Origin of the sequence: Klebsiella sp. 54, from assembly GCF_018223875.1 — a bacterium.
In the GTDB taxonomy this organism is placed as follows: Bacteria; Pseudomonadota; Gammaproteobacteria; order Enterobacterales; family Enterobacteriaceae; genus Klebsiella; species Klebsiella quasipneumoniae.
In genome coordinates, this window is the sequence record NZ_JAGRRA010000010.1 from 145897 (window position 1) to 163207 (window position 17311).

Sequence of the window (17311 nt, forward strand, 5' to 3'; positions counted from 1 at the left end):
ACTTGTGACTGATATGAAAAAGAACCCGTGAACTTACTCGAGTTCAGCCATCAGTTTAACCAGATGCTCAACAGCTTTCTGCTCATCTTCGCCTTCCGCGGAGAGGGTCACTACGGTGCCCTGGGTCAGGCCCAGAGTCTGCAGTTTGAACAGGCTTTTGGCGCTGGCGCTTTTGCCGTTGGAGGTTACAGTGATCTCAGAAGTGAAGCCTTTAGCTTCTTTAACAAACTGAGCAGCAGGGCGGGTGTGCAGACCGTTCGGAGCGGTAATGGTAACTTCTTGCTGGAACATTATATTTCCCCAACTTATAGGTTTAGTGTTGTGGACCTAAAGTCTAGTCTAACGACTCGACTTTAGCCTGTATTATTAGCGCCGGCGTTACGTTTCCGGCCTTGGCGTCGGCAGCGCCTGGCGCTGCGAAGACCTGCGGGCCATTGACGTCTAGCACGTCATTAAACATTATGCCGCGAAAGGAAGACTTGAACCAAATCATAAAATCGATTCAGCTGGCGGAAATCCTCTTCTGAATAATTTCGCGCATCAAAATAAATGTGCTGGTTAAATACCAGACCCTACGAGGTGAATCAATGCCAGGAGGGGTAAAACTTTGACGTATGCCACAAAAAAGCACCTGAAAAGGTGCTTTTTTACACATTATTTACAAGCTGGCACTACTGTTGCAGTTCTTTCTCGGTGAAGAGATCGGCAAACAGCGCGGTGCTTAAATAACGCTCACCCGAGGAAGGCAGGATAACCACAATATTCTTATTGGTAAAGGCCTCATCTTCCTGCAGCTTCAGCGCCGCGGCAACGGCGGCCCCGGAAGAGATACCCGCCAGGATGCCTTCTTCTTCCATCAGGCGGCGTGCGGTGGAGATCGCTTCATCATTGGTGATGCCGATTACTTTGTCCACCAGCTTCAGATCCAGGTTGCCAGGAATGAAGCCGGCGCCGATGCCCTGAATTTTGTGCGGGCCCGGCTTGAGCTCTTCACCCGCCAGTGCCTGGGAGATGACCGGCGAATCGGTCGGTTCAACCGCGACGGTGATCAGATCTTTTTTGCCCTTGGTGTTTTTAATGTAGCGGCTGACGCCGGTCAGCGTACCGCCGGTACCGACGCCGGAGATGAAGACATCCACCTGACCGTCGGTGTCTTCCCAGATTTCCGGACCGGTGGTCTTTTCGTGGATTTCCGGGTTAGCCGGGTTGCTGAACTGCTGCAGCAGCAGGAATTTTTCCGGGTTGCTGGCGACAATCTCTTCCGCTTTCTGAATGGCGCCTTTCATGCCTTTGGCACCTTCGGTCAGCACCAGGTTGGCGCCCAGCGCTTTCAGAAGCTTACGACGCTCAATGCTCATGGTTTCCGGCATGGTTAGCGTTAGCTTGTAGCCGCGTGCCGCCGCCACGTAGGCGAGGGCGATACCGGTGTTGCCGCTGGTCGGTTCGACCAGTTCCACGCCAGGTTTCAGCACGCCGCGCTTTTCAGCATCCCAGATCATATTGGCGCCGATACGGCATTTTACGCTAAAGCTCGGGTTACGAGATTCTACCTTTGCCAGGATACGACCGTTACCAATTCGGTTCAGTCGTACCAGCGGCGTATGACCGATAGTCAGGGAGTTGTCTTCAAAAATCTTACTCATGGCCCGTCCTTAACTGTATGAAATTTGGGGGTACGGCATCAGCATACCCGCTTAAAGAATATGCGGAAGTAAGGATTTAGCATATCTATATGCGTAAGGGAAATAATGATGAGCAAGAAGGAATAAGCGGAGATATAAGGAGCGGCGCTCGCCGCTCCCCGGGGGAGGTGTGACGACTACTTCCAGCTGGCGTGTCTGTCGCGATAGCAATCGACCCACATGGCGGTGGCGCCGCAGATAGCCACCGGGAGGATCACCAGGTTTAACACCGGGATCATGGTGAACAGGCTGGTGAGCGCGCCAAACTGCATATTCATCACCTTGCGGCTGCGCAGCGCTTCGCGCATGGTCCTGAAGGGGACCTTGTGGTTATCGAAGGGGTAATCGCAGTATTGAATCGCCAGCATCCATGCGCTGAACAGGAACCAGAGTACCGGAGCCACCGTCTGGCCAACGCCGGGTATAAAGTAGAGCAGCAACAGCACGATGGCGCGGGGCAGGTACCATGCCAGCTTCTGCCACTCACGCTTCATGATGCGTGGAATATCCTTCATGATGCCAAAGACGCCGACGTCCGGCGGGGTGGCGCCAGTCAGACGCGCTTCCAGCTGTTCCGCCAGCAGGCCGCTGAACGGGGCGGCAATCCAGTTGGCAATAGTAGAAAAGAAGTAGCCAAACACCAGCAGGATCGACAGCACCACCACCGGCCACAGCAGGTAGTTCAGCCACTGCAGCCAGTCAGGTACATGGCTCATCAGCGAAGGGATCCAGCTGTCGAGACGGGTAAACAGCCACCAGAAAGCACCGCCCATCAGCAGCACGTTAACCAGTAAAGGCAGGAAGACATAACGACGTATGCCCGGCAGCCCGATGAGTTTCCAGCCCTGCGAAAAATAGTGTACGCCGCTACGCGGGGTCGGTGCGGATGATGAAACCATAGCCAGGCATTGCTCCTTTTTTAACATCCAGTGTGAATGCTCGCTTATTTTATCGGGTCGTCAGACAATAACCAGTTAGGAAATGTTCGAAAAAACAGCAAAAAGCACGATTTAGTTCATCTTTATGTGGTGAAAGCGACCGACGCACTTGCACTTGAGGTAATCGGCAAATACTCTTAGTGAGTAAATGTTTGCCGTGGTGGCAAGGTGTTAGAACAACAGAGAATATAATGATGCAGGATTTGCGTCTGATATTAATCATTGTTGGCGCGATCGCCATAATCGCTTTACTGGTACATGGTTTCTGGACCAGCCGTAAAGAACGTTCTTCGATGTTTCGCGATCGCCCACTGAAACGTATGAAGTCGCGCGACGATGAGTCGGAAAACGACGACTTTGATGATAATGTTGAAGGCGTAGGTGAAGTCCGCGTTCATCCGGTGACTCACGCTCCGCACGGCGCGCATGGGGAGCATGAAGCCCCTCGTCAGGCGCCGAAGCACCAGTACCAGCCGCCTTACGAGCGCCAGATGCAGCAGCCTGTGCGTCCTGAGGAACCGGTTCGTCAGGCGCCGCCGCCGCGCCAGGCCCCGGTACAACCGCAGGGACAACCGTCTGCGCCGCATGCGGCTCCGCAGCCGGGCTGGCAACAGCCGCAACCCGCGCAGCCGCCCGTGCAACCGCAACACCAGCCGCAGCCTGTTGTGCAACAGCCTGTCGCGCCGCAGCCGGTGACCCCGACCGTCGCCCAGCCGCAGCCGGCCGCTCCGCAGCAGCCTGCGCCACAGCCTGTTGCCGCGCCGCAGCCCGCGGTGGCTGAACCGCAGCCGACAGAACCGCAGCAGCCTGCAGCGCCGCAGCCGAAAGAGCGTAAAGAGACGGTCATCGTGATGAACGTCGCCGCGCACCATGGCGCGCAGCTTAACGGCGAGGTGCTTATCAATAGCATCCAGCAGGCCGGCTTCAAGTTTGGTGAAATGAATATTTTCCACCGCCATCTGAGCCCGGACGGCAGCGGCCCGGTGCTGTTCAGCCTGGCCAACATGGTGAAGCCGGGGACCTTCAATCCGGACAGCATGGCGGATATGATGACCCCTGGGGTGACTATCTTTATGCAGGTCCCTTCCTACGGTGATGAGCTGCAGAACTTCAAGCTGATGCTGCAGTCTGCGCAGTATATCGCCGATGAAGTGGGCGGCGTGGTGCTTGACGATCAGCGTCGCATGATGACGCCGCAAAAACTGCGTGAATACCAGGATCGTATTCGCGAAGTGAAAGACGCGAACGCCTGACGTCCCGCGTTATCTCAACTCCTTCTCAACCCCCGCCTGTCGGGGGTTTTTTATCATTGATGGTGTGATATGGAACCGATCGAACAACAACTGACTGAACTGCGAACCACGCTTCGCCATCATGAATACCTGTACCACGTTATGGACGCGCCGGAAGTGCCCGATGCGGAGTACGACCGGCTGATGCGCGAGCTGCGCGAGCTGGAGAGCCAGCATCCGGAGCTGATTACCCCGGATTCGCCGACTCAGCGCGTAGGGGCGGCGCCACTGACCGCCTTCAGCCAGATCCGCCATGAAGTGCCGATGCTGTCACTGGACAACGTGTTTGACGAAGAGAGCTTTCTGGCCTTCAACAAGCGGGTGCTGGATCGCCTGAAAAGCACTGACCCGCTCATCTACTGCTGCGAGCTGAAGCTCGACGGTCTCGCGGTGAGCATTCTCTACGAAAACGGCGTGCTGGTGCAGGCGGCGACCCGCGGCGACGGCACCACCGGCGAGGATATTACCTCTAACGTGCGAACCATCCGCACCATCCCGCTCAGGCTGCATGGCGATAATATCCCCGCACGCCTGGAGGTGCGCGGGGAAGTGTTCCTCCCGCAGGCCGGGTTCGAAAAAATCAATGAAGAAGCTCGCCGCACCGGCGGAAAAGTGTTTGCTAACCCGCGCAATGCGGCGGCGGGCTCGTTGCGCCAGCTGGACCCGCGCATCACCGCGAAGCGACCGCTTACTTTCTTCTGCTACGGCGTTGGGGTGCTGGAGGGCGGTGAGCTGCCGGCCAGCCACTCGGCCCGTTTACAGCAGTTCAAAGCATGGGGATTACCGGTGAGCGATCGCGTCACCCTTTGCCATACCCCCGAGGAAGTGCTCACTTACTATCGTAAAGTCGAGGAAGATCGTCCCCATCTGGGCTTTGACATTGATGGCGTGGTGATCAAAGTCGATTCGCTGGCGCTGCAGGAACAGCTGGGTTTCGTCGCCCGCGCGCCGCGCTGGGCCGTAGCCTTTAAGTTCCCGGCCCAGGAGCAGATGACTTTCGTCCGGGACGTGGAGTTCCAGGTGGGCCGCACCGGGGCGATTACGCCGGTGGCGCGCCTGGAGCCGGTCCATGTCGCCGGCGTGCTGGTGAGTAATGCCACTTTGCATAACGCCGATGAGATTGAACGCTTAGGCTTGAAAATCGGCGACAAGGTGGTGATTCGCCGGGCAGGCGATGTGATCCCGCAGGTGGTCAACGTGGTGCTTTCCGAACGTCCGGCAGATGCCCGGGATGTTGAATTCCCGACCCACTGCCCGGTCTGTCAGTCAGACGTTGAGCGAGTGGAAGGCGAGGCGGTAGCCCGCTGTACCGGCGGCCTGATCTGCGGCGCGCAGCGCAAAGAGTCGCTCAAGCACTTTGTCTCCCGTCGCGCGCTGGACGTTGACGGCATGGGCGATAAGATCATCGACCAGCTGGTGGAGAAAGAGTACGTCCATACCCCGGCGGATCTGTTCCGGCTGACCGCAGGGAAACTGACCGGGTTGGATCGGATGGGGCCGAAGTCCGCGCAAAACGTGGTCAACGCTCTCGAGAAAGCCAAAGAGACAACCTTCGCGCGTTTCCTCTACGCCTTGGGCATTCGCGAGGTAGGAGAAGCCACGGCGGCAGGCCTGGCGGCGCATTTTGGCACCCTAGAAGCCCTGGAGCAGGCTTCCATTGAGGAGCTGCAGAAGGTCCCTGATGTCGGCATCGTCGTCGCCACCCATACTTTCAACTTCTTTGCCGAAGAGAGCAACCGCGATGTCATCGCGCAGCTGCTGGCGGAAGGGGTTCACTGGCCGGCGCCGGTGGTGGTGAAGGCGGAAGAGATTGACAGCCCGTTTGCAGGCAAAACCGTCGTCCTGACCGGCAGCCTCAGTCAGTTGTCGCGGGATGATGCCAAAGCGCGTCTGGTGGCGCTAGGGGCGAAGGTGGCGGGCAGCGTGTCGAAGAAAACCGATCTGGTGATTGCAGGCGAAGCGGCGGGTTCTAAGCTGGCGAAAGCGCAGGAGCTCGGCATCGAGGTGATTGACGAAGCCGAAATGATGCGCCTGTTGGGAGAATAACGTGGATAAAGCGCAGCTGGTCGAGATCGCCAATACCGAGATGCCGTTCGGTAAATACAAGGGGCGTCGTTTAATCGATGTCCCGGAGGAGTATTTATTGTGGTTCGCGCGCAAGGATCAATTCCCTGCCGGCCATCTCGGCGAGCTGATGGCGCTGACCCTGCTGATTAAAAGCGAGGGGCTGAGCGATCTGGTCCAGCCCCTGAAGAAAGCGCGTTAGGCTTTGGCGGCGTTAGTCTTTTCCTGAGCGAGACGCGCATCGGTTTGCCGTTTATAGCGCCGCGCCAGCACCGCGCAGACCATCAGCTGGATTTGATGGAAGATCATCAGCGGCAGCACCATGATGCCGAGGATGGAGGTCGGGAAGAGAATATTGGCCATCGGGATGCCGTTGGCCAGGCTCTTTTTCGAACCGCAGAAGACGATGGTAATTTCATCAGCTTTGTTAAAGCCGCAGCGGCGGGCGACGAACACGTTGACCGCGATGACGATGGCCAGCAGCACCAGGCTGACTACCACGATAAACAGCAGCGATCCCAGGCCCACTTTATGCCAGATCCCGTTCACCACCGCCTCGCTAAAGGCGGAGTAGACCACCAGCAGAATCGAGGTCTGGTCGGTCTTACCAATCCACTTCTTATGCTTCGCCACCCAGTTGCCGATCCACGGCCGCGATAAATGGCCGAGCACGAAAGGCAACAGCAGCTGCAGCATGATCTTTCCGACCTGCTCGAGGCTACCGCCTGCGCCGTGAAGGTTCATCAGGACCCCCACCAGCAGTGGTGAAACAAAGATGCCCAACAGGCTGGAGGCCGAAGCTGAGCAGACCGCCGCCGCGACGTTGCCTCCGGCCAGCGAGGTGAAGGCGATGGCGGATTGCACGGTGGCCGGCAGAATGCACAAATAAATAAAGCCGCTGTAGAGCATTGGATCGACCTTCACCGGCGCCCACCAGGCAAACAGAACCCCCAGCACCGGGAAGAGGATAAAGGTGCTGCACATCACCCACAGATGCAAACGCCAGTGGCTGCCGCCGGCGATAATTGCCTCCCGGGAGAGTTTGGCGCCATGCATAAAGAACAGCAGGGCGATGGCGGCGGTGGTGAGATGTTCAAAGAAGGGGACGAAAGCGCCACGGGCCGGGAAGAATGAGGCCAACAGGACAACGGTGACCAGGGTTGCCGTAAACGGATCGAGAATGCGGAAAAGTTTCATAAACGCTCCTGAAAAGAGATGCGCTATTGTGCTTTTTTTGATTTGAGAAATAAAATTGATTTATTGCATCTATTCATGAATTAAAAAGATGAATTACTCTCTGCGTCAGTTAAAAGTATTCGTTACCGTTGCCCGCGCCAGGAGCTTTAGCCGGGCGGGGGAGATGATTGGCTTAAGCCAGTCGGCCGTCAGCCACAGCGTCAAGGAGCTGGAGCATCAGACCGGAGTCCGTCTCCTTGACCGTACCACCCGGGAGGTGGTCCTCACCGAGGCGGGTCAGCAGCTGGCAGGCAGGCTGGAGCGTTTGCTCGATGAGCTTGCGGTGACGCTGCGCGATGCCGGTCGGGTAGGCCAGCAGCTGAGTGGCACCGTTAAGGTCGCCGCCAGTCAGACGATTTCCGCCCACCTTATTCCGCAGTGTATTGCTCACAGTAATCGACGTTATCCTGATATCGATTTTGTGCTGCACGATCGGCCCCAGCAGTGGGTCCTGGAGAGTATTCGCCAGGGAGAAGTGGATTTTGGCATCGTGATTGATCCAGGCCCGGCGGCCGATCTGCAGTGCGAGGTAGTCCTGGCGGAACCTTTTTTGCTGCTCTGCCGGGAGGATCATCCTTTTGCCAGCCTGACTGAAGTGCCGTGGCAGGAGCTACAGAATGAGAGACTGATCCTGCAGGACTATGCTTCCGGCAGCCGTCCGCTGATTGATGCGGCGCTCAGCAGGCTGGCTGTCCGGGCGAACATTGTGCAGGAGATTGGCCATCCGGCAACGCTGTTTCCGATGGTGGAATCGGGAATTGGCATCAGCGTACTGCCGGCGCTGGCGCTGCCGTTACCGCAGGGAAGCCATCTGGCGGTAAAGCGACTGACTCCGGTAATGGAGCGGCAGCTGATGCTGGCATGCCGGAAAAACCGCTCGCTGTCGACCGCCGCCCAGGCGTTATGGGAAATCGTGCGAGAAGAAGGGGGCAATCTCACCGCCGCCAGGGTTGAAGATCCGCTGTATCAGCGTTGATCGCGTTTTATCGCCACGGGGAAGCTCGTGGCCGGGGCTGTGTTCCACGCATAGCAAAAAGGCGCCTTTAGGGCGCCTTTTTACATTGGTGGGTCGTGCAGGATTCGAACCTGCGACCAATTGATTAAAAGTCAACTGCTCTACCAACTGAGCTAACGACCCGAAGTGGTGGGTGATGACGGGATCGAACCGCCGACCCCCTCCTTGTAAGGGAGGTGCTCTCCCAGCTGAGCTAATCACCCACTTCGGTACTTCACATTTTGACAGAAAATCCAGCTGGCGAGAAAGTGGTGGGTGATGACGGGATCGAACCGCCGACCCCCTCCTTGTAAGGGAGGTGCTCTCCCAGCTGAGCTAATCACCCACTTCTCAATTTTCTGTTCTACACGGCGGAGACTACGTTAAGTAGTGGTGGGTGATGACGGGATCGAACCGCCGACCCCCTCCTTGTAAGGGAGGTGCTCTCCCAGCTGAGCTAATCACCCCCGCTGTGTGGAGTCGCATTATAGGGAGAGTTGAAAATGAGTCAACGCCTTTTCTAAAGAATTCGTTCGTTCGTCGTAAAATTAAACAAAGCGATCGTAAAACCGGCGTCATAGCATGATTTATAAACAAAAATGGCAAACCGCGACGTTCCGACGGGAACAACATTGAGGAATCAGCCCACGGTGTTAGAATATTGACCCATAATTTCCACCGGACATTGCCGTCTATCGGCATCTTTATTAAACGTAAGGCCAATTCATGAAAATCAAAACTCGCTTCGCGCCAAGCCCAACCGGCTATCTGCACGTTGGCGGTGCGCGTACTGCTCTCTATTCCTGGCTTTTTGCCCGTAACCACGGCGGTGAGTTTGTACTGCGTATTGAAGACACCGATCTCGAACGCTCCACCCCGGAAGCAATTGAAGCCATCATGGATGGCATGAACTGGCTGAATCTGCAATGGGACGAAGGTCCCTATTACCAGACCAAACGTTTCGATCGTTATAACAACGTGATCGATGAGATGCTGGAAGCCGGTACCGCTTATAAATGCTATTGCTCGAAAGAGCGTCTGGAAGCGTTGCGCGAAGAGCAGATGGCGAACGGTGAGAAGCCGCGTTACGATGGCCGCTGCCGCCATAGCCACGAGCATCATGCCGACGATGAGCCGTGCGTGGTGCGTTTCGCCAACCCGCAGGAAGGGTCAGTTATTTTTGACGATCAGATCCGCGGACCTATCGAGTTCAGCAACCAGGAGCTGGACGATCTGATCATTCGCCGTACCGATGGTTCCCCGACCTACAACTTCTGCGTCGTCGTGGATGACTGGGACATGGCGATCACCCACGTGATCCGTGGTGAAGATCATATCAATAACACGCCGCGCCAGATCAACATCCTTAAAGCGCTGAACGCGCCGGTGCCGGTATACGCGCACGTATCGATGATCAACGGCGACGATGGCAAGAAACTCTCCAAGCGCCACGGGGCGGTCAGCGTGATGCAGTATCGCGACGATGGCTACCTGCCGGAAGCGTTGCTTAACTATCTGGTGCGTCTGGGCTGGTCCCATGGCGATCAGGAGATCTTCACCCGCGAAGAGATGATCGAGTTCTTCTCGCTGGGGGCGGTCAGCAAATCCGCCAGTGCGTTCAACACCGACAAGCTGCTGTGGCTGAACCATCATTACATCAATACGCTGCCGGCGGAGTATGTGGCGACCCATCTGCAGTGGCATATCGAGCAGGAAAATATCGATACCCGCAACGGTCCGCAGCTGGCCGAGTTGGTGAAGCTGCTGGGCGAGCGTTGCAAAACGCTGAAAGAGATTGCCCAGAGCTGCCGCTACTTCTATGAAGAGTTCGCTGAGTTCGACGCCGACGCGGCGAAGAAACATTTGCGTCCGGTAGCGCGTCAGCCGCTGGAAGTCGTCCGCGACAAGCTGGCGGCGATTAGCGACTGGACGGCGGAAAACGTCCACCACGCGATTCAGGCGACCGCTGATGAGCTGGAAGTGGGCATGGGTAAAGTCGGTATGCCGCTGCGCGTGGCCGTTACCGGTGCTGGGCAGTCTCCTGCGCTTGACGTAACCGTCCATGCAATCGGCAAGTCCCGTAGCGTAGAGCGTATCAATAAAGCGCTGGCTTTTATCGCTGAGCGCGAAGGCCAGGCGTCCTGACGGGCACGTAGATAATATAACGGCAGGATATACTCCTGCCGTTTTTTTTGTCTGTTACGCCGGGCTGGCGATGCCGAGGCGGGCAAGAAAACCGCTAATCCCTTCCCGGGCCAGCAGGTCGCGGAGCTGCAGCTGTTCTGCCGGAGTCATCAGTTGCAGGGTTTCTGTGATTTGCCGCCAGATCGCGTCCGCCTCATTGACCAGGTAAGCGCCTGGCGATTCCGCGAGATGATTGTCGCTAAACAGATGGCGTCTGGCGGGAATGTTAGTCAAAAACTCACGCACCGGTTGGTCGATGACCACCAGTCGCGCTCGTCCCCCTTTAACGCCGGGTATCGCTTCTGTGCGCCATTTCTTCTCCCGAACCCAGCGATTGATCGTTTGTCTGGCCAGCCCCAGGCAGTCGGCAAGCTCTGCGGGCGTCATTTTATCTTTTAGTTTCATCATGGTTTACCGATCGCGGATCCCTAACCGAAGCAGTAACCCGGTGATCCCCTCGCGCAGCAACAGCGACATAAGCTGCTTCTGCTCGCTGGGGGTGAGTTCTTTACAGAGGGTCAGCAGCAGCGATTCCAGATCGCTGTCGTGGGGAGAATAGGTGCCGGGCGTCTCCGCCACGCGCTGGGCGCTGCGGATAAACTCCCTGACTTGCTCATTGACATGGACCAGGCGCGCCTTGCCGCCCTGGACGCCAGGCCGCGGAGAGGTCTGCCAGCCTTCTTTCCGCACCCACTTATTGATAGTTTGCCGACTGTAGCCGGTCAGATGGGCGATTTCTTCAGGTGTCATTCGTTCCTTGAGCATACTATTTCCTGAGTAAATGTATGGGAATTAGCTGTCCATGTTATAGCATCCTTTTACTGGAAAAGGTGACCTGTTTAACTTCTGGCTGCGATAAGGCTCGCAATGTCAGCAGGTTGCCTGCTTTTTCAGCGATTGAATCGAGAAGGATAATTTTGCCGTTGACACCTGAGCGAGGAATTCATATTATGCCGCCCGTCAACACGACACGCTTTACGTTACGGGGCTATAGCTCAGCTGGGAGAGCGCTTGCATGGCATGCAAGAGGTCAGCGGTTCGATCCCGCTTAGCTCCACCAAATTCTGCACCCAGCGGATTTGGTTCGTAAAGAGGTCCTGTGGGGCTATAGCTCAGCTGGGAGAGCGCTTGCATGGCATGCAAGAGGTCAGCGGTTCGATCCCGCTTAGCTCCACCAAAATTCAGAACCCTCGCTTCGGCGGGGGTTTTTGTTTTTATCTATTTTCATGTAAAGCATTTTCTGCTTAAGTCAGTTAATCTCCAGCAATTAAAATCGAAAGTAATTTCAGACTTTTTCCTGATAAATCACCTTGCCTGCCCTAAATAAGCAACATAACATTTCCCCCATTAAACGTAATGAGGTTGCCGGAGTTTTAATTAACAATAATGGTTGATAAAATTAACATTAATATCAAAAAAACTCTGTTGGCCTTTATCGTCTGTTTAGTCGCTATTCCGCTGGCTCGTTTTATTTCACCGCAAACGGTTATTGATGGCAATCTTATTTATATTGCCTGGCTGCCCATTAGCGTGATGTTTTCTGTTATTTTTATCTTTGGCCGCTATGCGATTGCGCCATTAATCCTCGCATTTGCCATCACCAATTGCTTTCTTATTAAATTAACGCTACCGCAGGCGCTTATCTTACTCTTTTGTCAGCTGTTTGCGGTGTTCTTCTCCTGCGCTATTCTAAGACTGATGGTGGGTAAGCGCTGGCGCTGTGGCCCGACGGCAAAACATATGGGAGCGCGGATCTTCTGGGGCGGCTTCTTCGCGCCGGTGCTGCTGAAACTCACCATGTACCTTGCCGGGCAATATTTTGCTTTTCCCTTATCTATTACCAGCTATTTTGGCAGTATGCCATTGATTTATACCGTAATAGATATTCAAAGTTTAATCAGCGCGGCATTAATTTTTACCACTTTTTTATATTATCCAATGCGGATGATTATCAATCCACGCTACGCCCGACGTTTCTGGCGGCAGGAATGTTTACCGTGGCTGGCAGCAAAATATCGTTCCTTTACGCTATATTGGTTTATTGCGCTGGCGGTGATATTAACGCTATTGTGTGCGCCGTATCAGTCTGAATTTATTGCCGGTTATTTAGTTCCGGTGATTTTTATCGTCTACTTTATCGGGATTAGCCGAATTGGTCATGCGCTGCTGCGTATTTCATGGTCGGTCTCGGCTTTTTTACTGGTGGTGTATAACAAAAACTTTCTCCAGGGCGTCCAAAGCGAGTATTCATTATCCTTTGTGCTCTCAGTGCTGATCTCCTTTACTATCTGTTTGTTTTATATGGCAGACACCTATGCCCGTAGCGACCGCAATAAACGCCGCTGGCGTAGTCAGGCGGAAGAAGATCCGCTGACTGGCTTGCCTAACCTGCGCGCGCTGGAGAGCCATTTACAGAGCTGTCCGCAGCAGGTTATCTGCAGCCTGCGTATTCATAATCTCGACTTTCTCAGCAGGCATTATGGCCTGATGATGGGGGTGGACTGTAAACGGCAGATTATTCGGGCGTTGCAACCGCTGCTGGGGGCGACGGATAAAGTTTTCCAGGTGCCGGGCAGCGAACTGATCCTCGTGCTTGACGGACCGGAGCCTTCGTCCCGTTTGCATCATATGGTCGCGGTTCTCAACCACAAAAAATTCAGCTGGCACAATCAGCCGCTGGATCTGGAGTTTGGCGCGGCCTGGGGCCGCGACGACGGTCAGCGCGAGGGACTTCACCAGATGCTGGGTCAGCTAAGCTGGCTTTCCGAACAGGCGGGTAGCGAACGTCGGGTGCTGGCCCTGGATGAGGAGCAGGAGCTGGTGGTGGATCAAACCACCGAACAGGTGCGTCTCCTCATGCGCGTCAAGCAGGTGCTTAAAGAGCGGGCGCTGATGCTCTATGCGCAGCCGATTCATAACAGGGAAGGGGAGGGATATCATGAGATCCTCACCCGCATGCGCTGTGGCGATAGCGTCATTATGCCCGATCAGTTTATCCCGTTGATTGTGCAGTTTAACCTCAGCCAACGTTTCGACATGCTGGTGCTTGAGACCTTGTTCAGCGTGCTTCATCAGCACCCTGGCCAGCGATTCTCGGTCAATCTGCTGCCTGCAACTCTGATGCAAAAGGACAGTGCCGTGCAGATTATCGCGCTGTTTCAGCGCTATGCGGTCTCACCAGACCTTATCACTATTGAAGTCACTGAAGAGCAGGCCTTCTCCAATGCCGACATCAGCCAGCAAAATCTTGAAGCGCTGCGCGCGTTTGGCTGCGCCATCGCCATTGATGACTTTGGCACCGGGTATGCGAACTATGAACGGCTGAAGCATCTGCAGGCCGATATCATCAAGATTGACGGCTGCTTCGTTCGCGACATCCTCACTGACCCGCTGGACGCCATTATGGTGAAATCGATTGTCGAGATGGCGCGGGCGAAACAGATGAGCGTGGTGGCGGAATATGTCGAAAGCGAACCGCAAAAAGCGCGCTTGCTGGAGCTGGGGGTGAATTATCTGCAGGGCTACCTGGTGGGCAAGCCCCAGCCGCTGGGCGAATGACGGGTAAAAAAAAGCCGGGCATTGCCCGGCTCAGAGGACTGGCGCCTGTTACAGAACCAGAGCCGCAATTGAAGCAGACAGTACGCTGACCAGCGTGGAGCCGTAAACCAGCTTCAGACCGAAGCGTGAAACCACGTTGCCCTGTTCTTCGTTCAGACCCTTGATCGCCCCGGCGATGATGCCGATAGACGAGAAGTTGGCGAAGGAGACCAGGAAGATAGAGATAATTCCTTCCGCACGCGGGGAGAGCGTCGAGGCGATTTTCTGCAGATCCATCATGGCGACGAATTCATTGGAGACCAGCTTGGTGGCCATAATACTACCCACCTGCAGCGCTTCGCTTGCCGGCACACCCATCACCCAGGCGACCGGGTAGAAGATATAGCCAAGGATCCCCTGGAAGGAGATGCTGTAGCCGAACCAGCCGGTCACGGTGGCGAACAGGGCGTTCAGCGCGGAGATCAGCGCGATGAAGCCGATCAGCATCGCCGCCACGATAATCGCAACTTTAAAGCCCGCCAGAATGTATTCGCCCAGCATCTCGAAGAAGCTTTGACCTTCGTGCAGATTGGACATCTGCAGATTTTCTTCACTCTCTTCCACGCGGTACGGGTTAATCAACGACAGCACGATAAAGGTGCTGAACATGTTGAGCACCAGCGCCGCGACGACGTACTTCGGCTGCAGCATGGTCATATACGCGCCGACGATGGACATCGATACGGTGGACATCGCGGTCGCCGCCATGGTGTACATACGGTTGCGCGACATTTTGCCGAGAATATCTTTATAGGCAATAAAGTTTTCCGACTGGCCGAGGATCAGCGAGCTGACGGCGTTGAAGGACTCCAGTTTGCCCATGCCGTTGATTTTCGACAGCACGGTACCGATGGCGCGGATAACAATCGGCAGGATGCGAATATGCTGCAAAATACCGATCAAAGCGGAAATGAAGACGATAGGGCACAGAACCTTAAGGAAGAAGAAGGCCAGACCTTTGTCGTTCATACTGCCGAACACGAAGTTTGTCCCTTCGTTGGCAAAGCCGAGAAGTTTTTCAAACATCTCGGAGAAGCCTTTCACAAAACCCAGACCAATATCGGAGTTCAGGAAGAACCAGGCCAGCAGGACTTCAATGACAAGCAGTTGAACAACATAACGAATACGGATCTTTTTACGGTCATGACTGACCAACAGGGCCAGTATAGCCACCACAACGATCGCGAGGACAAAATGCAAGACGCGGTCCATAGTTGCTCCAAATATGAGGCAGGTTAAATTTCCGTGCACATTCTATGCAACGGCTTTAAAGAAAACGAGATCAATTGCACACTATTGCAAGGAACTGTGACCAATGGCAAAAATAGTGATCAAACATCCACTTTTGTTATGTTACGTAAAGGTTTTAAAAGTTGCATTCTTGTACTACTCTTAATATTTGGCGCGATCGGGTTTTCTGACGCCCTTTTCCATATCCGGCCAGCAATTGTTCCCTCCTATCACAGCAATTATTATCTCCATTCTAAATGAACTTGATAATCATTCGCATTTTGATAGCATGAAACATAGCAAAGGCTATATTTCCAGAGGCAGAAGATGACTAGCAGTCGCGTTGAGAATAGCAGTAGTCGCGCCGCGCGCAAGGTGAAGCTCGCCTTAATGGGGCCCGCTTTCGTCGCTGCCATTGGCTATATCGATCCGGGTAATTTCGCCACGAATATTCAGGCTGGCGCCAGCTTTGGCTATCAGCTGCTGTGGGTCGTAGTATGGGCCAACCTGATGGCGATGCTGATCCAGGTGCTCTCTGCCAAACTGGGCATTGCCACCGGTAAAAACCTGGCCGAGCAGATCCGCGACCATTACCCGCGCCCGGTCGTGTGGTTTTACTGGGTACAGGCGGAAATCATCGCCATGGCCACCGATCTGGCCGAATTTATCGGCGCTGCGATTGGCTTTAAGCTGGTGCTGGGCGTATCGCTTCTGCAAGGGGCGGTGCTGACCGGGGTGGCGACCTTCCTGATCCTGATGCTGCAGCGGCGCGGGCAAAAACCGCTGGAGAAGGTGATTGGCGGCTTGCTGCTGTTTGTTGCCGTCGCCTATGTCGTTGAATTGATCTTTTCCCAGCCCACGCTGGCTCCCCTGACCAAAGGGCTGGCGATCCCTACGCTGCCCAACGGCGAGGCGGTATTCTTAGCCGCCGGGGTGCTGGGGGCCACTATTATGCCGCACGTGATCTACTTACACTCCTCGCTTACCCAGCATCTGCACGGCGGGACGCGAAAAGAACGCTATAACGCGACCCGCTGGGATGTGGCGATCGCCATGACCATTGCGGGGTTCGTTAACCTGGCGATGATGGCGACCGCCGCGGCGGCATTCCACTTCAACGGCCATACCGGCGTCGCCGATCTCGATCAGGCTTACAGAACGCTTGAGCCACTGCTGAGCCACGCGGCGGCGACTATCTTTGGCCTCAGCCTGGTCGCTGCAGGTTTATCCTCGACGGTGGTGGGGACTCTCGCAGGTCAGGTGGTCATGCAGGGCTTCATCCGCTTTCATATTCCGCTGTGGTTTCGCCGGGCGGTCACCATGCTGCCGTCGTTTGTCGTCATTCTGCTGGGACTGGATCCAACGCGTATTCTGGTGATGAGTCAGGTGTTGCTCAGCTTTGGTATTGCGCTTGCCCTGGTGCCGCTGCTGATATTTACCAGCAATGCAAAGCTAATGGGAGACCTGGTGAATACCCGTTGGGTGAGAGGCATCGGCTGGGCGATAGTCGCCATTGTGGTGAGCCTGAACGGCTGGTTAATTGTGGGATCGCTGCTCGGGGTGGATTGATGACTTCCTGCTGCGGAATAAAGCAAAGGGGAGCCGATGGGCTCCCCTTTTCGTCTGTTAGTGATGGCCATGTCCATGACCGTGACCGCGTCCGCCGGGACCTCGTCCCCAGCCGCCGCGATGGTCGTCGCGGTCGCTCCAGCCCGCGCGATAGCCGCGCTCCCAGGCTTTATCTCTGCCTTTGTCCCAGCCGCGGTGCCAGCCGTTGTCATGACGATGCCAACGGTTATCACGCCATTCATAGTGACGACGCCAGTAATCACGGTCGCGCCAGCCGCCACCGTCCCAGTAGTTACCGTAATTGTCACGATCGCCTATTTGTAATTTTACTGATGGCAGCAGGGTGATTTCACCAGCGTTAGCGACTAGTGGCGCTGCGGCCAGCAGTACTGCTGCCAGAATCAGTGACCTGAACATACTCTTCTCCTTCACGATCGGGGCCGTAAGCGGCCTGTTAACCTGATATTACGGGCCGGTAAAGACCCGTCGCATCGGACGAACTCCGAAAGCGCAGAAAAGAGCACT

At 55.4% G+C, this 17311-nt stretch carries 15 protein-coding genes and 6 tRNA genes; 9 read left to right on the forward strand and 12 right to left on the reverse strand.

Annotated features, from left to right (window positions below; genetic code table 11):
* Nucleotides 1-33 precede the first annotated feature (33 nt).
* From ptsH to cysZ, 3 genes are all read right to left on the reverse strand, one after another.
* Nucleotides 34-291: a phosphocarrier protein Hpr gene (gene ptsH, locus KHQ24_RS19195; RefSeq protein WP_002913505.1), complete on the reverse strand. Its 258-nt coding sequence runs from the start codon at nucleotides 289-291 to the stop codon at nucleotides 34-36.
* Between the two features lie 380 nt (nucleotides 292-671).
* Nucleotides 672-1643: a cysteine synthase A gene (cysK, locus tag KHQ24_RS19200; RefSeq protein WP_004202001.1), complete on the reverse strand. Its 972-nt coding sequence runs from the start codon at nucleotides 1641-1643 to the stop codon at nucleotides 672-674.
* A 176-nt stretch (nucleotides 1644-1819) separates the two neighbouring features.
* Nucleotides 1820-2581: a sulfate transporter CysZ gene (gene cysZ / locus KHQ24_RS19205; RefSeq protein WP_017900461.1), complete on the reverse strand. Its 762-nt coding sequence runs from the start codon at nucleotides 2579-2581 to the stop codon at nucleotides 1820-1822.
* A gap of 230 nt (nucleotides 2582-2811) precedes the next feature.
* On the opposite strand from cysZ, the gene zipA reads away from it, so the two are divergent.
* From zipA to KHQ24_RS19220, 3 genes are all read left to right on the forward strand, one after another.
* A complete protein-coding gene (zipA, locus tag KHQ24_RS19210; RefSeq protein ID WP_180242082.1) occupies nucleotides 2812-3873 on the forward strand; it encodes a cell division protein ZipA in 1062 nt (353 codons plus the stop codon).
* 69 nt (nucleotides 3874-3942) lie between these two features.
* Nucleotides 3943-5958: an NAD-dependent DNA ligase LigA gene (ligA, locus tag KHQ24_RS19215; protein WP_004202005.1), complete on the forward strand. Its 2016-nt coding sequence runs from the start codon at nucleotides 3943-3945 to the stop codon at nucleotides 5956-5958.
* Nucleotide 5959: 1 nt separating this feature from the next.
* The gene (locus KHQ24_RS19220) at nucleotides 5960-6178 is read left to right on the forward strand and encodes a DUF3820 family protein (RefSeq protein ID WP_004202007.1); all 219 of its coding nucleotides are present in this window, start codon (nucleotides 5960-5962) and stop codon (nucleotides 6176-6178) included.
* Here the strand turns inward: KHQ24_RS19220 and KHQ24_RS19225 are convergent.
* The gene (locus KHQ24_RS19225) at nucleotides 6175-7173 is read right to left on the reverse strand and encodes a bile acid:sodium symporter family protein (protein WP_004202009.1); all 999 of its coding nucleotides are present in this window, start codon (nucleotides 7171-7173) and stop codon (nucleotides 6175-6177) included. The genes KHQ24_RS19220 and KHQ24_RS19225 overlap by 4 nt on opposite strands.
* An 88-nt stretch (nucleotides 7174-7261) precedes the next feature.
* Between KHQ24_RS19225 and KHQ24_RS19230 the strand changes: the two genes are divergently transcribed.
* A complete protein-coding gene (locus tag KHQ24_RS19230; protein ID WP_208692371.1) occupies nucleotides 7262-8188 on the forward strand; it encodes a LysR family transcriptional regulator in 927 nt (308 codons plus the stop codon).
* Between the two features lie 86 nt (nucleotides 8189-8274).
* On the opposite strand, the gene KHQ24_RS19235 is transcribed toward KHQ24_RS19230, so the two are convergent.
* The 4 genes from KHQ24_RS19235 to KHQ24_RS19250 all read right to left on the reverse strand — a co-directional run bounded on the left by KHQ24_RS19235 (nucleotide 8275) and on the right by KHQ24_RS19250 (nucleotide 8673).
* A tRNA-Lys gene (locus tag KHQ24_RS19235) sits at nucleotides 8275-8350 on the reverse strand.
* Nucleotides 8351-8354: 4 nt separating this feature from the next.
* Nucleotides 8355-8430 (reverse strand) — tRNA-Val (locus tag KHQ24_RS19240).
* A gap of 46 nt (nucleotides 8431-8476) precedes the next feature.
* Nucleotides 8477-8552, reverse strand: a tRNA-Val gene (locus KHQ24_RS19245).
* A 45-nt stretch (nucleotides 8553-8597) separates the two neighbouring features.
* Nucleotides 8598-8673: transfer RNA gene (locus tag KHQ24_RS19250), tRNA-Val, on the reverse strand.
* A gap of 259 nt (nucleotides 8674-8932) precedes the next feature.
* On the opposite strand from KHQ24_RS19250, the gene gltX reads away from it, so the two are divergent.
* Nucleotides 8933-10351, forward strand: coding sequence for a glutamate--tRNA ligase (gltX, locus tag KHQ24_RS19255; RefSeq protein ID WP_004202014.1), 1419 nt, complete (start codon nucleotides 8933-8935; stop codon nucleotides 10349-10351).
* 54 nt (nucleotides 10352-10405) lie between these two features.
* On the opposite strand, the gene KHQ24_RS19260 is transcribed toward gltX, so the two are convergent.
* Both KHQ24_RS19260 and KHQ24_RS19265 read right to left on the reverse strand, forming a co-directional pair.
* Entirely contained in the window at nucleotides 10406-10798 is a 393-nt protein-coding gene (locus tag KHQ24_RS19260; RefSeq protein ID WP_004202015.1) for a MerR family transcriptional regulator, read from the reverse strand.
* Between the two features lie 3 nt (nucleotides 10799-10801).
* Nucleotides 10802-11155, reverse strand: coding sequence for a YfeC-like transcriptional regulator (locus KHQ24_RS19265; protein ID WP_004202017.1), 354 nt, complete (start codon nucleotides 11153-11155; stop codon nucleotides 10802-10804).
* A 219-nt stretch (nucleotides 11156-11374) separates the two neighbouring features.
* Between KHQ24_RS19265 and KHQ24_RS19270 the strand changes: the two genes are divergently transcribed.
* The 3 genes from KHQ24_RS19270 (at nucleotide 11375) to KHQ24_RS19280 (ending at nucleotide 13948) form a co-directional block, all read left to right on the forward strand.
* Nucleotides 11375-11450 (forward strand) — tRNA-Ala (locus KHQ24_RS19270).
* A gap of 41 nt (nucleotides 11451-11491) precedes the next feature.
* Nucleotides 11492-11567, forward strand: a tRNA-Ala gene (locus KHQ24_RS19275).
* Between the two features lie 209 nt (nucleotides 11568-11776).
* Nucleotides 11777-13948, forward strand: coding sequence for an EAL domain-containing protein (locus tag KHQ24_RS19280; protein WP_064794924.1), 2172 nt, complete (start codon nucleotides 11777-11779; stop codon nucleotides 13946-13948).
* A 48-nt stretch (nucleotides 13949-13996) separates the two neighbouring features.
* Here KHQ24_RS19280 and nupC read toward each other — a convergent pair whose 3' ends face one another.
* Nucleotides 13997-15199 carry a nucleoside permease NupC gene (gene nupC, locus KHQ24_RS19285; RefSeq protein ID WP_012540950.1) on the reverse strand — a complete coding sequence of 401 codons (1203 nt, stop codon included), beginning with the start codon at nucleotides 15197-15199 and terminating at the stop codon, nucleotides 13997-13999.
* A 345-nt stretch (nucleotides 15200-15544) separates the two neighbouring features.
* Between nupC and KHQ24_RS19290 the strand changes: the two genes are divergently transcribed.
* Nucleotides 15545-16786, forward strand: coding sequence for an Nramp family divalent metal transporter (locus tag KHQ24_RS19290; RefSeq protein ID WP_146411712.1), 1242 nt, complete (start codon nucleotides 15545-15547; stop codon nucleotides 16784-16786).
* A gap of 57 nt (nucleotides 16787-16843) precedes the next feature.
* Here the strand turns inward: KHQ24_RS19290 and KHQ24_RS19295 are convergent, their stop codons facing one another.
* Nucleotides 16844-17203 (reverse strand): DUF2502 domain-containing protein, encoded by a 360-nt coding sequence (locus KHQ24_RS19295; RefSeq protein ID WP_004202022.1) that lies wholly within the window; start codon nucleotides 17201-17203, stop codon nucleotides 16844-16846.
* Nucleotides 17204-17311 lie beyond the last annotated feature (108 nt).

Coding starts and splice junctions, on each gene's coding strand:
- ptsH (WP_002913505.1), bottom strand. CDS start 291: ATGTTCCAGCAAGAAGTTACCATTACCGCTCCGAACGGTCTGCACACC.
- cysK (WP_004202001.1), bottom strand. CDS start 1,643: ATGAGTAAGATTTTTGAAGACAACTCCCTGACTATCGGTCATACGCCG.
- cysZ (WP_017900461.1), bottom strand. CDS start 2,581: ATGGTTTCATCATCCGCACCGACCCCGCGTAGCGGCGTACACTATTTT.
- zipA (WP_180242082.1), top strand. CDS start 2,812: ATGATGCAGGATTTGCGTCTGATATTAATCATTGTTGGCGCGATCGCC.
- ligA (WP_004202005.1), top strand. CDS start 3,943: ATGGAACCGATCGAACAACAACTGACTGAACTGCGAACCACGCTTCGC.
- KHQ24_RS19225 (WP_004202009.1), bottom strand. CDS start 7,173: ATGAAACTTTTCCGCATTCTCGATCCGTTTACGGCAACCCTGGTCACC.
- KHQ24_RS19230 (WP_208692371.1), top strand. CDS start 7,262: ATGAATTACTCTCTGCGTCAGTTAAAAGTATTCGTTACCGTTGCCCGC.
- gltX (WP_004202014.1), top strand. CDS start 8,933: ATGAAAATCAAAACTCGCTTCGCGCCAAGCCCAACCGGCTATCTGCAC.
- KHQ24_RS19260 (WP_004202015.1), bottom strand. CDS start 10,798: ATGATGAAACTAAAAGATAAAATGACGCCCGCAGAGCTTGCCGACTGC.
- KHQ24_RS19265 (WP_004202017.1), bottom strand. CDS start 11,155: ATGCTCAAGGAACGAATGACACCTGAAGAAATCGCCCATCTGACCGGC.
- KHQ24_RS19280 (WP_064794924.1), top strand. CDS start 11,777: ATGGTTGATAAAATTAACATTAATATCAAAAAAACTCTGTTGGCCTTT.
- nupC (WP_012540950.1), bottom strand. CDS start 15,199: ATGGACCGCGTCTTGCATTTTGTCCTCGCGATCGTTGTGGTGGCTATA.
- KHQ24_RS19290 (WP_146411712.1), top strand. CDS start 15,545: ATGACTAGCAGTCGCGTTGAGAATAGCAGTAGTCGCGCCGCGCGCAAG.
- KHQ24_RS19295 (WP_004202022.1), bottom strand. CDS start 17,203: ATGTTCAGGTCACTGATTCTGGCAGCAGTACTGCTGGCCGCAGCGCCA.